Here is a 14,128-nt window from a genome sequence, read left to right on the forward strand (position 1 = left end):
AGGGAGAACATACAGAGTGGGAGAGTACGTCGATACCGGCCTGGGAACCCCCGACCGCTTAGAGCGCCTGTGGGCGCCGTACCGCATGAGCTACATCAAGCGTGAGGGCGGCGCCGGCGACGTGCCGAAGAAAGCCCACAATCCGTTCGTGGAGATTCCACAGATGTCGGACGAGGACGGGCTCATCGTGGCCCGCGGCGAGCTTGTCTACTGTGTTCTCAACCTCTATCCCTATAATGCTGGGCACATGATGGTCATTCCGTACCGTCAAGAATCTGAACTGGAAAACCTCACCGAGGAGGAATCCCGTGAGCTCTTCCAGTTTGCCCAAGCAGCCATCCGGGTTCTGAAGAAGGTCTCCGGCCCCGATGCCGTCAACGCTGGATTCAATCTGGGGCGCGCCTCCGGTGGATCGGTGGGGCAGCACCTGCACATGCACATTGTTCCGCGCTGGAGCGGGGACTCTAATTTCATGACTATCGTGGACGGCGTCAAAGTGCTGCCGCAGCTCCTCAAGGACACCCGCTCCCTGCTGGCGCAGGGGTGGGCAGAGCTCGCCGCCGAGGGAATCATCTTAGGAGAAGCGCATGCTTAGTGTTCATGGGCGCAAGCCCGCCGCCGTGGTTGTGGTCCCAGTGGCCAAGCTCTTCCTCAAGATGGGCCTGACCCCCAATATCGTCACCATCGTGGGGACGATTGTCACCATTGCTATCTCGGTCATCCTCATCCCGCTCGACCACCTTTTCGCCGCAGCGCTACTCTCGGGGCTTTTCGCAGCCTTCGACATGCTCGACGGCACCATGGCACGCCTGACTACGGGCGGTTCCAACTTCGGAGCTACTCTCGACGCCTCCTGTGACCGCATTACCGACGGCGCATTGTTCGCAGCGATTGCCTTTTGGATGGTGTACGTCGACAATGCTCACCCGCTTAACTTCGCCGCCTGCATGGTGGTGCTCGTGAGCTCCCAGGTCATTTCCTATGTCAAGGCGCGCGGTGAGGCCTCCGGCTTTAAGATGGTCGGCGGACTCGTCGAGCGCCCCGAGCGCCTGATTCTGGGCCTCGGCGGCGTGGGTCTGGAGGGACTGGGGGTTCCTTATGCCCTAGAAGTCTCGCTCTGGCTCCTAGCTGTCGGTTCTGTCTTCACCATTTACCAGCGCATGCGCCAAGCGGCGCGCCAGGACACTAAAGCGCGTTTCAAGAAGGATCTTTAGCCTAAGTAATCGCTCCGCTCAGCCGGCACCCGACCCCGGCCCGCACAGAAAGGCTTCTCAACCGTGGCTCTAGTGGATCGTGAACGCCTGACGGCCGCCGCGTACATCGCGTGTTGGAAAGTTGTACGTTTTCTCCCACAGCCACTGGCTGCCTGGCTGTTTGAGCGCGGCGCGGATCTGGCCAGCGACAATGGCAAGGGCATGGAGCAGCTGCGCCGCAACCTCAGCCGCGTGGTGGGCGCCGAAAACGTGACGCGCGAGCTGGTGCGTGACTCGATGCGTTCCTACATGCGTTACTGGCTCGAGGCCTTTCGCTTGCCTGCCATCCACTCGGACCCCGAGCTGCAGAAACGCCTATTGGCAGGGCTGCGCGGCAAGGAGCACGCGGACGCCTCCGTGGCATCGGGCCGCGGGGTGATCTTCGCCCTTCCACACTCCGGCAATTGGGACATGGCGGGTGTTTTCTGCGTGGGTCATTATGGCGGATTCACCACCGTGGCCGAGCGCCTAAAACCCGAGGCGCTTTTCGACGCTTTTGTGGACTACCGCGAGAGCCTTGGCTTTACCGTCTTGCCGCTGACCGGCGGCAGTTCCTCGCCTTTTCCGCGTTTGAAAGACACCCTGGAGCGCGGTGGCGTGGTGTGTTTGTTGTCCGAGCGTGACCTCACACGCACTGGTGTGCCGGTAGACTTCATGGGCGAAGAAGCCAACGTTGCCGCAGGCCCCGCCCAACTCGCCATCGAGACGGGAGCGGCCCTCCACGTGGTGCACTCATGGTTCGATGGTAAGGAATGGGGCTTGTCCGTCAGCCCCGAGGTGGAAGTTACCACTCTTCACGAGACCTGCCAGCGGCTCGCAGAAGGCTTCGCAGAAAACATCCGAGCGCATCCAGAGGATTGGCACATGCTGCAGCCGCATTGGAACGCCGACGTAGAACGCCGGCGGGCGGCGCGCGCGAAGAAATAGAAAGGCAGAACACATCATGCGGATCGGTATCATCTGCCCCTATTCCTTCGACGAACCTGGCGGCGTTCAGGCCCACATCCTTGACCTAGCTACTGTTTTTATTGAACAGGGCCATTTTGTGGAGGTGCTGGGGCCGGCGTCGGCAAGCACGCAGGTCCCCAGCTTCGTGCGCAAGGGAGGCTGGGCGGTGCCGATCACCTATAACGGATCCGTGGCCCGCCTGTCCATCGGCCCGCACGTGCGCCGCAACATCAAGCGCTTCATCCGCGAGGGCAACTTCGACATCCTCCACATTCACGAACCGAACTCCCCAAGCTATTCCATGGCAGCCTTGGCACTGGCGCGCGGGCCGATCGTGGCGACGTACCATGCATCCGCCTCCAGTTCTCTCGCGCTGACCCTAGCCAAGCCTTTCCTGCGCCCATATCTGGAAAAGGTCCGGGGCGGGATCGCGGTCTCGGAAATGGCGCGGCGCTGGCAGGTGGAGCAGCTTGGCGGTGACCCCGTGCTTATCCCCAATGGCGTGGATACCTCCGTGTATGCCCTCGAGCGGGAGCGGGCTGAGCGTGAGCGACGCGATTCGGAGATTGAAATCGTGTTTTTGGGACGCCTCGATGAACCGCGCAAGGGGTTGGACATTCTTCTCGAGGCCCTGACGCTTCTCCCAGAGCCCGTCCGCGTGACGGTCATGGGAGGAGGGCACCCGCGAAGCGCCCCAGGGGTTGAATTCGTGGGCCGGGTCAGCGATGCCGAGAAAGCAGCCATCCTCGGGCGCGCCGATATCTATGTGGCTCCCAATACTGGAGGCGAAAGTTTCGGCATCGTCCTCGTTGAGGCGATGGCCGCCGGCTGCGCGGTCGTGGCTTCAGATCTGGAGGCCTTCGCCGCGGTGTGCAACGTCGATTCGGACACACCCGCCGGTGCTTTGTTCCGTAACGGTGATGCCACGGATCTAGCCCGCGTGCTGCACGATGTGGTGAGTGATTCCGACAAGCGGCACGCCTTGACCGCAGCGGGAATGGAGAGGGCTCGCGAATACGATTGGGACCATGTGGCCGCAGCCGTAATGCGCGTCTATGAAACGGTAGCGGACGGAACAAAGGTGCGTGTGTCTTAAATGCCGATCGAAGTTGTCATCATCCTTGCTCTGGCGATTGTGCTCGGAATGTGGGCCCTGTACACAGCACAGCGGCTCAACTCCCTCCACATCCGCACCGATGCGGCGTTAGCGCAGTTGGAGTCCACGCTCGACCGCCGTGCGGCGGTCGTGAGCGCGCTGGCGCCGGAGCTCGAGGGCATTGCGGCGCGGGCGGAGTCTACCGAGTTAGCACAGGGGAATTTCGATGAGCGTGCCACCCGGGAGCGGGAGTTGTCCGCAGCCATCCAGCAGCGCTTTGAATCACGCCCGGCCTTGCTTGCCGACGCCGAAGGGCGCATTCACCTAGCTCACCGCTTCTACAACGAAGCAGTCAGCGATATTCGTGCGTTGCGGTTGCGCCCCGCTGTCAAGCTGCTGCGCTTGGGGGGAACAGCGAAGCTGCCTGAGTTTTTCGAACTAAGTCAGATCGACATGTGAGCTGCTCGCGCTGCGCGATACTCGAGGCGGTGCCAGTAGAGAGCCAGTACAGCCATCACGAGGATGAGCTGGTTGCGCAGTACGAGGGCACGCACCGGGTTGGGGTCCTCACCGACATAGAACCAGATGTAGTCATAGCCATAGGGGTAGATGACGGTTCCCAAAGCCGCTGTTCCCACGGCGAGGACGGCCATGATGGTGCGGACCCCTTTGATATCGGCGGCCCTCTGCCGTTGCCCGGCGGGTGACTTGGGGACGGGGGAGCGAAGCGCCACCGCTAGTATCGGCCCGAGCCACACGATGTACTGCGGGGAGAAGACTTTATTCGTTGCGATGAGAAGCAGAATCGCCGCGATGAAAAAGACCACGGTGGAATGTGGGCTCCAGAACCCCCGTAGAAAGTGCACGAATGCTACGCCCACGATCCACACGAGGGCCGCGCCCGTCGCGATGGTGCTGATAGCGAGTGCCGTGTCGACGCCGGGACCGGAGATCTCATAGCTCTTCGAGGCCGCGTATCCCATCGTCCACACATTAGGATGGCGATGCGCCTGGTACACGAACCACGTAGCGGCTAGAGACTCAATCTGGAGACCGCGCTCACCTTGATACGTCAACGGGGATAGAACCCTATCCACGCTGGTCATCGCTGCTACACCGAGGCACAGGGCAAGAAGGCTTCCAAAGAATGCGGCCAGCCGTTGCCAGGTATCGCGGGAGTTTGCTCTCCCGACGAGCCCCGCAGCGAGGACCCCCGGCCACAGCTTCGCGGCGGTGGCCCACGCCAACAAAGCTGAGGCGAGCCGCGGGCGGGTAGCCAGAAGCGCGCCCGCACCGGCAACCAGCAAGGCAGGATAGAGATCGAGCCGCCACGCGAAAACGTGGCCTGCCGCCGTGCCAAAGAACACCCAAAACCATCCGGCGCTATATGCCCCGGGGTTGGAACGGTGATGGCGTAGGAGAAGGGCGAGGAAGGCGCCGTCGGCAAGCAGCACCATTGCCGTAAAGCCTATGGCATAGGCCTCGAAGTCGTCGCCGGTAATCCACGCAAGGAGGACGCTGGGCCAGGTTCCCACCTGGGGATATTCCGTCATGTCACGGGGGTTATCTCCGTATACGCCCGCGAGGTAGTACCGGACATCCCCGAGCGGCCCCGTTTCGTTGACGAGTAGGTAGATAAGGAAAAGGCGTGCCAGCACCCATCCAGCCCAGATAGTCGGGACTTTAGCGATTATTTTCAATGGCGGATTCGACGTCGACGGGTGGGCCCAAAAAGAGAAGGATGCTAAACACTACGGCAACGACGAGCAGCGCGATGAGCGCGGTGCGGACGGGGTGGCGCACGGCCTGGGCTAAGAGCTTGTCGAAGAAACTCTGCGGCTCCGCGTCATCGCTAAACCGCCACGGACCAGCAACGAGCCCGCGCCGCGAAACCCACAGCGCAAAAGGCAATGCTGCGAAGGGAATCACGGTGACAACCAGGCCCAGGATCCCGATGCCCATTGGCCATCGGTTGTTAATCCACACCAGGGCCGTCATGAGCAAAAAGCACAGGAAGCCAAAGCCGTGGATACCTCCCGCAAGTGGGGTGAGTGCTGCGGTGGTGCCCGAGTACTTGAGGATCATCGAGAGAATCAGCAATCCCCACGTGACCATTTCCAGGTAAGCGGCTACGCGGTGCACGCTGTGCGGCGTGGTTGAAGTCATGCGGAATATAGTACGCAACCTCCGGGGGTGGATCAGCACGTGAGTAGGATAGTCGGGGTTAGTGTGGCGGGCGCCATATCGCGGCGAACGCCACAACGCACAAGGAAGGGAGCAAGACATGGCAACGGTGGCCCAGGCGGTCGACCTCGAGCGAATCGGCGACGACGAGTTCCGCGGCCCTGTGGTTCCATCGCTTATTACGCGCACCTTTGGCGGGCAAACCATGGCGCAGGCGCTCCGCGCGGCGCAGCTCACCGTTGACGACAAGTTTGCCCACTCCATGCACTGCTACTTCGTGGGGCCGGGCGATTCTGGCGCTCCCACCACCATTCGGGTCGAGCGGATTAGGGATGGCCGCTCTTTTGCGCACCGACACGTACGGGTCTTTCAAAACGAACGCTTGATCTTCATGCTCAGCGCTGGTTTCCAAGCGCCAGGGGACAGTGGTCCAGAGCACCAAGCAGACATGCCGCAGGTGCCGCCACCGGAGAGTATTAAGGACTCGCCCTATTCCACCCGAATCATCTTGAAAGAGTGGGAAGACTGGGACGTGCGGCTTGTCCCGGATGCGGACCGCGACGCGATTGCCGCGGAAACCACCGGTGCCGGGTTTAGGAATATTTGGTTCCGTAACACTGGTGACTTTCTTACCACTGCCGACCAGTCTCTCCACCAGGCGGCGCTGCTGTATATGTCGGACATGACGCTGATTCGTACAGCATTGCTTCCGCACCAGGGCGAGAGGATTCAGCTAGCCAGCCTGGACCATTCTCTGTGGTTCTTGCGGCCAGTTCGAGTGGATGAGTGGATGTTGTATTCGCAGTCTAGCCCGTCAGCACAAACCGGGACGGGGCTAGCAGAGGGCAAGATCTTCAATCAGCGCGGCGAGCTACTGGCCGTGGCGATGCAGGAGGGCCTGACGCGCATCCTGCATCCGGACGCCGAAGGCTCAAGCGCCAACGGGAATTGGCAAAACGTTTAGCCACCGGGGGTCAGCACCACGGCGTGCGAGACGCACGCGCGGACCCCTGTTCCGGTGGATCCAGGACAAGGCCGTATAATTGCAGCAGTTTCTACAAGCTTTTTATATAGCCACATCGAAAGGGATGACATGGCAGGCCACTCTAAATGGGCAACAACGAAGCACAAGAAGGCGGCGAACGATGCCAAGCGTGGCAAGGAATTTGCCAAGCTGATTAAGAATATCGAGGTGGCTGCCCGCACCGGCGGCGGTGACCCGGCGGCGAATCCCACCCTCGATGACATGATTAAGAAGGCCAAGAAGGCCTCTGTTCCTAACGACAACATTGAGCGCGCCCGCAAGCGCGGCTCCGGCGAAGAAGCCGGCGGTGCCGATTGGGAAACCGTAATGTACGAGGGCTATGGACCGAATGGTGTTGCCATGCTCATCGAGTGTCTGACGGATAACCGCAACCGTGCAGCCACTGATGTTCGTACCGCGATGTCCAAGAACGGCGGCAACCTCGGCGAGTCCGGTTCCGTCGCATACATGTTCGCCCGCACCGGCTTGGTGTTGGTGGAAAAGGGCGAGCTTAGTGAGGACGACGTCCTGCTCGCTGTGTTGGAAGCCGGCGCTGAAGAGGTCAACGACAACGGCGAGAAGTTTGAGATTACCTGTGCACCGGGTGATATCCCCGCCGTGCGCGAGGCGCTCGTGGCTGCCGATATCGAGGTCGATGACACCGATACCGACTTCCGTGCTTCCGTTGAGGTGCCGCTGCAGGCAGATGATGCCCGCAAGATCTTCCGCCTCATCGATGCTCTCGAGGATTCGGATGATGTCCAGAACGTTTACACCAACATGGACTTAAGCGAAGAGGTCCTCGCCGAGCTGGGCGAGGACTAAGAAGACTAGTCGAGCTCGAGGCCTTCCATGCCATGAGCAGTCACCGTCTCTGACAATGGTGCACGGCCCGGGGATGTGTTGAACACAGGGCTGGACTCGTCTGCAATGCCGAAGGTCAGGGCGGTGACAAGCTTGTGCTCCTCGTCCACTCCGAGGAATTCACGGACGGTTGGGGCGAGGAGCGAAATCATGCCTTGCGGGACGCCGTGGTACCCGTGAGCCTCGAGCGAGAGTAAGAAATTCTCTGCATAGGTACCTTGATCAAAGGCAGCGCGGATACGATCGCCCATTGGGGGAATGAAGAGCAGAGCCGTGTGTGGGGCGCCGAAGAAGCGAAGGTTCTCACGGACAAATTCTGTGCGCGCTTCCTTATCCTCGCGCGCAATACCGAGGAGCCCGTACATCTTGGCTGCTAACGCCTGCGAGCGCTGCGGGTGAACGCCTTGACCGTAGTCAATCGTGAAATCCGGATTGATTCCACTCTTATCGAACTCAGCAATGAGAGCCGCGCTCAAGTCCTGCAATGCCGTACCGCCAACCAAGTGCACATTCCAGGGTTGGGTATTGGAGTTGGAGGGGGCGGATTGGGCGTCGATCAGCACTTGCTCTATGACTTCTGCGGGGATGGGGTCCGGAAGGAACGCGCGCGCGGAATGGCGGGAACGGATGAACTCAGAAAAGCCATTAGGATGTTGAGACATGCGCGCCACTCTACGCCCCACGATCTGAGGGAGCGTATTCGGCTCGGGGGACTGCCTGCACTAGAACACATGTGTGTACACTGTTCCTAGATAAACAAGTGGTTGTATAGGGTGAGAATAAAAAGGGCGAGGAGGCAGCCGTGAACTTGGAGGGGTTGCGCGTCATGGGGATTGATCCCGGTCTGACGCGTTGTGGCCTGTCTGTTGTCCAAGCCGGACGTGGGCGCGCGGTCATTCCCATCGCCGTGGGCGTCGTCCGTACGCCCAGTGACAAGGAGCTGGGAGAGCGCCTTAAGCGGCTGTCAGTTGCGGTCCGGGAATGGATGGATGACTATAAGCCGGATGTCGTGGCGCTCGAGCGAGTATTCGAACGCGGTGAGGTATCTACGGTGATGCAGACCGCGCACGCAGTCGGCGTCTTGGTGCTTGCAGCCGCAGAGCGCGACATCCCAGTACACATGTACACCCCTTCGGAGGTGAAGAAGGCGGTGTCGGGCAACGGGCGCGCTGATAAGAAGCAGATGACCGCCATGATCACCCGAATTCTGGGGCTCAGCGAGTCGCCTAAGCCAGCGGACGCTGCGGATGCCTTGGCCCTTGCTGTCTGCCACTGCTGGCGTGCGCCGGCCCTGGCATGGATGAGCGGGGGTGATCCGAGTGCTGGCGTGGGGGCTGGGGCACGAACGAGCGGTGTGCGCGGCACCTCACCACGCACCGCGTCCGTTTCTCGGGCAGCGAAGACGACCTCTTAAGCTATGTGGTACATCCACTCGAACCAAGGAACCTGATTAATGATTGCATCTTTGCGCGGAACTGTCCTCGACATCCAGCTTGATCATGCCGTGCTCGAATGCGCCGGCGTGGGATACAAGGTGCTGGCCACCCCAGCCACACTGGGCACGCTCCAGCGTGGTGAGGAAGCCCGAGTCATGACCACGCTCGTGGTGAAAGAAGATTCGATGACGCTGTACGGGTTCACCAGCCAGGATGACCGCGACATGTTTCACGTCCTCCAGACGGTCTCTGGGCTGGGGCCCAAACTGGCTCTAGCCGCGTTGTCCGTGATGAGCGCAGGTGATTTGGCCCAAGCAATTGCGGGGGAGGAGGCTGCACGGCTGCAGAAAATCCCGGGGGTAGGAAAGCGCGTGGCGCAACGCTTGATCCTAGAACTCAAGGAGAAGGTGCAGGCGTTTGCACCCACGGACGGTGCTGATCCTGCGGCCTCCGCCCCTGCGGCTGCCGGCCCCGTGGTGGAGGATGTCGTTGAGGCGCTTATTGGGTTGGGCTTTACAGACAAGATGGCTCGACCGGTGGTGGAATCGGTAGTGGCTGAGCAGCCCGATGCGGCGACGCCGGTGGTGCTGCGAGCAGCCCTCAACCAACTCGGGGCCAAAAAATAGGGGAGAGTGGACGACATGTCAGATGTAGAACGCACTGAGTTTAAGCTGCCGGAGGGGATGGATTTAACCTCGCCTCCGCAGCGTAACCAGGATGTGGACGCCACAGAGCAACAAGGCGAGCACGATATTGAGCGCTCACTGCGCCCGAAATCCCTCGATGAATTCATCGGCCAGCCCAAGGTGCGCGAACAGCTATCGCTCGTGCTCAATGGCGCGAAAAACCGTGGTGTCACCCCGGATCACGTGTTGCTCTCCGGCCCGCCTGGGCTGGGCAAGACCACGATGGCGATGATTATCGCTCAAGAACTGGGAAGTTCCCTGCGCATGACGTCCGGCCCCGCACTGGAGCGGGCCGGAGACTTGGCCGCGATGCTGTCGAATCTCATGGAAGGTGACGTGCTCTTCATCGACGAAATTCACCGCATCGCCCGTCCCGCGGAAGAAATGCTCTACATGGCAATGGAGGATTTCCGCATCGATGTCATCGTGGGCAAAGGCCCTGGGGCGACCTCCATCCCGCTGGAAATCCCACCTTTTACTCTGGTGGGAGCGACGACGCGCGCGGGCATGCTGACTGGTCCGTTGCGTGACCGCTTCGGTTTCACCGCGCAGATGGAGTATTACGATACCGAGGACCTCACCCGAGTGATTACCCGAGCAGCGCGAATCTTGGAGGTTGATATCGACCAGGATGCCGCGGTGGAGATCGGCTCCCGATCGCGCGGGACGCCGCGTATTGCTAACCGGCTGTTGCGTCGTGTGCGCGACTATGCCGAGGTCAACGGAGATGGGCACATTAATGTGGCAGCTGCCCAGGCAGCGCTTCGGGTCTTCGACGTTGATGAACGTGGGCTGGACCGTCTTGACCGCGCGGTGCTCGAGGCCCTCATTAAGGGACACGGCGGTGGACCCGTGGGGGTTAATACGTTGGCTATTGCGGTGGGCGAGGAACCGTCAACCGTCGAGGAGGTCTGCGAACCCTACCTCGTGCGCGCCGGAATGATCTCCCGCACCGGGCGTGGCCGTGTTGCCACGGCAGCGGCCTGGCAGCACCTGGGCCTTGAGGCGCCCGAAGGAACTGTCGGCGGGACACTCTTCTAATCGTCCCGGCAATTGGCCGGGAGGCGGGCAGGTCTGGCACACTGGCCTTTTATGAACGGAACCCAACTTATTCTTCTCCTTGTTCTCGCCGTCCTCGTCATTTTGCCGAGCTTCATGTCCATGCGCGCGCAGCGCAAGCGCCAAGCGCAGATGAAGGAGCTCCAGTCCTCGTTGCGCCCAGGCTTAGACGTGATTACGGCCGGTGGCCTGCACGGAACCGTGGTGGAGGCCCGCGGTGAACAGGTTGATTTGCGAGTCAAGGACGGCACGGTGATGACCTTCGACACCATGGCCATCGTGCGCTCCGCGGAGCCGATTGCTTCCCAGAACGAAGCAGCGGCTGAGCCGGAGGAGGGTGAGGACGAACGCTTTCCGAAGCTCTAAAACAAGTTGCACTCGTCACACTGCGGGTGCCTCACCTTAAACCTGTTAAGGATTATGCCGGTCCATGACGTACGATGATGGACTGTGCTTTAGTCATGGTGGCGCCGCGACACTCAGCACGTGCGTGGCAGTGGCTGCCATGACCCATGATTTTTAGCCCTGTTCCTCACAACACAGGAGATCTTTGTGTCCGCTTCGAAACGTGGTGGCGTTAGCAGCCGTCAACGGCAATGGCCCAGACGAGCAATGGCGCTCTTTGTGCTCATCGTCATTGTGGTTTACGCCCTTATCTTCCTAACCGGCGATAAATCGCCGACTCCCAAGCTCGGCATTGATTTGCAGGGCGGTACGCGAGTAACCCTCGTTCCGCAGGGCGAAGACCCCACCCAGGATCAGCTGCAGCAGGCACGCAACATCCTGGAGCAGCGTGTCAACGGTATGGGCGTCTCCGGCTCTGAGGTCGTTATCAGCGGCTCTAGCCTGGTCATTACGGTGCCGGGCGAAGACGCTTCCCAGGCGCAGGCTGTAGGCCAAACCTCGCAGCTGCTGTTCCGCCCAGTGGGTGAACAGCCGATGCCGGACTTGGACAAGCTTGAAAAGACCATGACGGATATGGCGAACCGCTGGGTCAAGTTCGGCGTCGTGGCACCGGAGCAGGCGAATGACGCACTGGCCTCTATCCACGACGCGCTTAACCAGAGCGCCGATGCTGCCCAGGGTGAGGATAAGAAGGAAGAAAACAAGGACGCGAAGAAGTCTCCGGCCCCGACCGTGAGCGAAAAGCCGCTTCCGGACCCAGCAAACTCTCTGGAAGAAACCGAACGTCGCGACCAGGTTAACGAGGTTCTTCTCAAGGACCGTCAGTCCGAGGATCCCACCGTTCAAACCGCGGCCCTGGGCCTGATGCGGTGCGATGCCGATTCCGATCCGCTGGCCGGCACGGACGATCCGGCAAAGCCGCTCGTGGCGTGTGACTACTCGAACCAGCAGCCCTATATCCTGATGCCGGCTCCGCTGCTGGATGGCATTGAGGATCCACACGGTACCCGCCTGACCGGTAACGAAATCGATACCCAATCCCCAATTCAGGGCGGTCTCAACGGCCAAACCGGCCAGATGGAGATCAGCTTCGCATTCAAGACTGGCGACGGCCCCAACGGCTCTCAGACGTGGTCCACCCTGACGCAGGAGTACCTGCAGAAGCAGGTGGCCATCACTCTTGACTCCGCCGTTATTTCCGCACCGGTTATCCAGGGTGCGACTCCGGTGGGTTCTGCCACGTCCATCACGGGTGATTTCACGCAGGAAGAAGCCCAGAACTTGGCCAACAACCTCCGCTACGGTGCGCTCCCGTTGTCCTTTACGGGCGCTAACGGCGAGCCGGGCGGAACGGTGGAAACCGTGCCTCCGTCACTGGGTAAGGCAGCTCTTGAGGCAGCGCTTATTGCGGGTATTGTCGGCCTGATTTTGGTCTCCCTGTATTCCATCTACTACTTCCGCGCACTGTCCGCCGTGGCCTTGCTGGTGCTCATCGCCACCTGTGTCCTGCTCTATGGCGCTCTGGTTCTGTTGGGCCGGTGGATTGGCTACTCGCTGGACCTGTCTGGCATGGCGGGCTTGGTCATCGGTATCGGCGCCACGGCTGACTCATTCGTGGTCTACTACGAGCGCATGAAGGATGAGCTCTTGGGCGGCCGCACATTCCGCTCCGCTACCCGCACGGGTTGGGAACGCTCCCGTGCAACGATCGTCACGGGTAAGGCAGTTACCCTGATCGGTTCCGTCGTGGTCTACTTCCTGTCCATCGGTGCGGTCAAGGGATTTGCCTTCACCATGGGGCTGACCACGATCTTCGACCTCGTCGTATCCTTCCTGATCATGGCACCGCTCATGCAGCTCCTCGGCAGCCGCCCGGCCTTCGCTAAACCATCCATGAATGGCCTTGGTGGCATCTACAACCTTGTGGAGGAGCGCCGTGAACGCGGCTTTTATGCCAAACCGGCCAAGAACCCCGTTGCTACCGCTGCGGATGAGGAGAAGTAAACATGGCTGTCGAAACCACTAACCGCAAGATTTCCCGCTTTGACCGTCTCTACGTGGACGGCAGCGGATTCGACTTCGTGGGCCGGGCCAAAACCTGGTACACCATCGCCGGCGTGCTGCTCATCGCGTCCATTTTGGCCATTGCGCTCCGCGGCTTTAACTTGTCCCTTGACTTTGAAGGCGGTACGAAGCTCAACATGCCGGCGGGAGACCTCAGCACCGAGCAGGTAGAGGAAACCTTCAAGGATGCCACCGGTGTCACACCGGAGCTGGTGCAGATTGTGGGCGCCGGTTCCTCGGAGACATTGGAAATCACCTCCGAGCGCCTGTCCCAGGATCAGGTGAATCGGGCACGCCAGGCCATCTTCGAAGAGTTCCACGTCAAGGATGAAAACGGCAAGCCCAGCCCGGACGCGATCGGTTCCTCGACGGTATCGGAATCGTGGGGTGCCTCGATTACCAAGCGAATGGTCATCGCCATGGCGGTCTTCCTGGTGCTCGCCACTATCTACGTGGCGGTTCGCCTGCAGCGTGATATGGCCTTTGCCGCTATCCTCGCCCTTATCTTTGACGGTGTTTTCATCTCTGGTATCTACGCCCTCTTTGGAATTGAGGTTTCACCGGCGGTCATTATCGGCCTGCTGACTGTGCTTACTTTCTCCCTCTACGACTCCGTCATTGTCTTTGACAAGGTAGATGAAAATACGAGTGGGCTGGAGGGCCAGCGTAAGAAGACCTATGCCGATCTCACCAACCTGGCCATCAACCAGACCGTGATGCGTTCTATCTCTACCTCGGTCATTTCCGCGCTGCCGATTATCGCCTTGTTCGTCGTCGCTGTGTGGTTGATGGGTATCGGTACCCTGCGCGATCTGGCTCTGGTCCAGTTCATCGGCGTTATCGAAGGCGTCTTTTCTTCCATCTTCCTCGCAACGACGCTGCTGGTGACATTGTCGAACCAGCGCAAGAGCGTCAAGAAGCATAACGCTGAGGTCGCCGCTTATCGGGCGGAAGGCGGGGACGCAGACGACGCCGACGATGATTCACCGAAGCCTGCGCGCACTGTGGTATCCCCGGCAGCAGTTTCCCCATCCACGGCCTCCGAGCCCGCAACGAAGCCGCGCGGCGAGGAGTCCGGTGGCGCGTCCTGGCGTCCTGGGCGCTAAATC

The 14,128-nt window shown here is 60.6% G+C and carries 16 protein-coding genes; 13 read left to right on the top strand and 3 right to left on the bottom strand.

Annotation, left to right across the window (positions count from 1 at the left end):
* The first annotated feature begins 16 nt into the window (after positions 1 to 16).
* From QKE52_RS01760 to QKE52_RS01780, 5 genes are all read left to right on the top strand, one after another.
* Positions 17 to 595, top strand: a complete 579-nt coding sequence (locus QKE52_RS01760) for an HIT domain-containing protein (RefSeq protein WP_046648163.1) — start codon at positions 17 to 19, stop codon at positions 593 to 595.
* Positions 588 to 1,214, top strand: a complete 627-nt coding sequence (pgsA, locus tag QKE52_RS01765) for a phosphatidylinositol phosphate synthase (RefSeq protein WP_046648162.1) — start codon at positions 588 to 590, stop codon at positions 1,212 to 1,214. The genes QKE52_RS01760 and pgsA overlap by 8 nt, the downstream gene beginning before the upstream one ends.
* Positions 1,215 to 1,277: 63 nt before the next feature.
* A complete protein-coding gene (locus tag QKE52_RS01770) occupies positions 1,278 to 2,180 on the top strand; it encodes a phosphatidylinositol mannoside acyltransferase (RefSeq protein ID WP_046648161.1) in 903 nt (300 codons plus the stop codon).
* Between the two features lie 16 nt (positions 2,181 to 2,196).
* Positions 2,197 to 3,297: a glycosyltransferase family 4 protein gene (locus QKE52_RS01775; RefSeq protein WP_347947942.1), complete on the top strand. Its 1,101-nt coding sequence runs from the start codon at positions 2,197 to 2,199 to the stop codon at positions 3,295 to 3,297.
* Positions 3,298 to 3,756 (top strand): hypothetical protein, encoded by a 459-nt coding sequence (locus QKE52_RS01780; RefSeq protein WP_347947943.1) that lies wholly within the window; start codon positions 3,298 to 3,300, stop codon positions 3,754 to 3,756.
* Here QKE52_RS01780 and QKE52_RS01785 read toward each other — a convergent pair.
* The gene (locus tag QKE52_RS01785) at positions 3,741 to 4,850 is read right to left on the bottom strand and encodes a DUF2029 domain-containing protein (protein ID WP_257995509.1); all 1,110 of its coding nucleotides are present in this window, start codon (positions 4,848 to 4,850) and stop codon (positions 3,741 to 3,743) included. The two genes, QKE52_RS01780 and QKE52_RS01785, sit on opposite strands and share 16 nt — an antisense overlap.
* 130 nt (positions 4,851 to 4,980) lie before the next feature.
* Entirely contained in the window at positions 4,981 to 5,463 is a 483-nt protein-coding gene (locus QKE52_RS01790; RefSeq protein WP_347947945.1) for a DUF3817 domain-containing protein, read from the bottom strand.
* A 118-nt stretch (positions 5,464 to 5,581) separates the two neighbouring features.
* Between QKE52_RS01790 and QKE52_RS01795 the strand changes: the two genes are divergently transcribed.
* On the top strand, positions 5,582 to 6,445 hold the full coding sequence (locus QKE52_RS01795; protein ID WP_070516924.1) for an acyl-CoA thioesterase II: 864 nt from the start codon (positions 5,582 to 5,584) through the stop codon (positions 6,443 to 6,445).
* Positions 6,446 to 6,574: 129 nt separating this feature from the next.
* Positions 6,575 to 7,330, top strand: a complete 756-nt coding sequence (locus QKE52_RS01800) for a YebC/PmpR family DNA-binding transcriptional regulator (protein ID WP_347947946.1) — start codon at positions 6,575 to 6,577, stop codon at positions 7,328 to 7,330.
* A gap of 5 nt (positions 7,331 to 7,335) precedes the next feature.
* Here the strand turns inward: QKE52_RS01800 and QKE52_RS01805 are convergent, their stop codons facing one another.
* Entirely contained in the window at positions 7,336 to 8,031 is a 696-nt protein-coding gene (locus QKE52_RS01805) for a nitroreductase (protein ID WP_347947948.1), read from the bottom strand.
* Positions 8,032 to 8,171: 140 nt separating this feature from the next.
* Between QKE52_RS01805 and ruvC the strand changes: the two genes are divergently transcribed.
* The 6 genes from ruvC (at position 8,172) to secF (ending at position 14,125) form a co-directional block, all read left to right on the top strand.
* A complete protein-coding gene (ruvC, locus tag QKE52_RS01810) occupies positions 8,172 to 8,783 on the top strand; it encodes a crossover junction endodeoxyribonuclease RuvC (protein ID WP_175973063.1) in 612 nt (203 codons plus the stop codon).
* Positions 8,784 to 8,822: 39 nt separating this feature from the next.
* Positions 8,823 to 9,431: a Holliday junction branch migration protein RuvA gene (gene ruvA, locus QKE52_RS01815; protein WP_046648151.1), complete on the top strand. Its 609-nt coding sequence runs from the start codon at positions 8,823 to 8,825 to the stop codon at positions 9,429 to 9,431.
* Between the two features lie 15 nt (positions 9,432 to 9,446).
* Positions 9,447 to 10,532, top strand: coding sequence for a Holliday junction branch migration DNA helicase RuvB (ruvB, locus tag QKE52_RS01820; RefSeq protein ID WP_046648150.1), 1,086 nt, complete (start codon positions 9,447 to 9,449; stop codon positions 10,530 to 10,532).
* A 51-nt stretch (positions 10,533 to 10,583) separates the two neighbouring features.
* Positions 10,584 to 10,916 (top strand): preprotein translocase subunit YajC, encoded by a 333-nt coding sequence (gene yajC / locus QKE52_RS01825; RefSeq protein WP_046648149.1) that lies wholly within the window; start codon positions 10,584 to 10,586, stop codon positions 10,914 to 10,916.
* 246 nt (positions 10,917 to 11,162) lie between these two features.
* Positions 11,163 to 12,959: a protein translocase subunit SecD gene (gene secD, locus QKE52_RS01830; protein WP_158396681.1), complete on the top strand. Its 1,797-nt coding sequence runs from the start codon at positions 11,163 to 11,165 to the stop codon at positions 12,957 to 12,959.
* A 2-nt stretch (positions 12,960 to 12,961) separates the two neighbouring features.
* A complete protein-coding gene (gene secF, locus QKE52_RS01835) occupies positions 12,962 to 14,125 on the top strand; it encodes a protein translocase subunit SecF (RefSeq protein WP_046648147.1) in 1,164 nt (387 codons plus the stop codon).
* The last annotated feature ends 3 nt before the right edge of the window (positions 14,126 to 14,128 follow it).

Source organism: Corynebacterium sp. c25Ua_47, from assembly GCF_039907205.1.
In the GTDB taxonomy this organism is placed as follows: domain Bacteria; phylum Actinomycetota; class Actinomycetes; order Mycobacteriales; family Mycobacteriaceae; genus Corynebacterium; species Corynebacterium hiratae.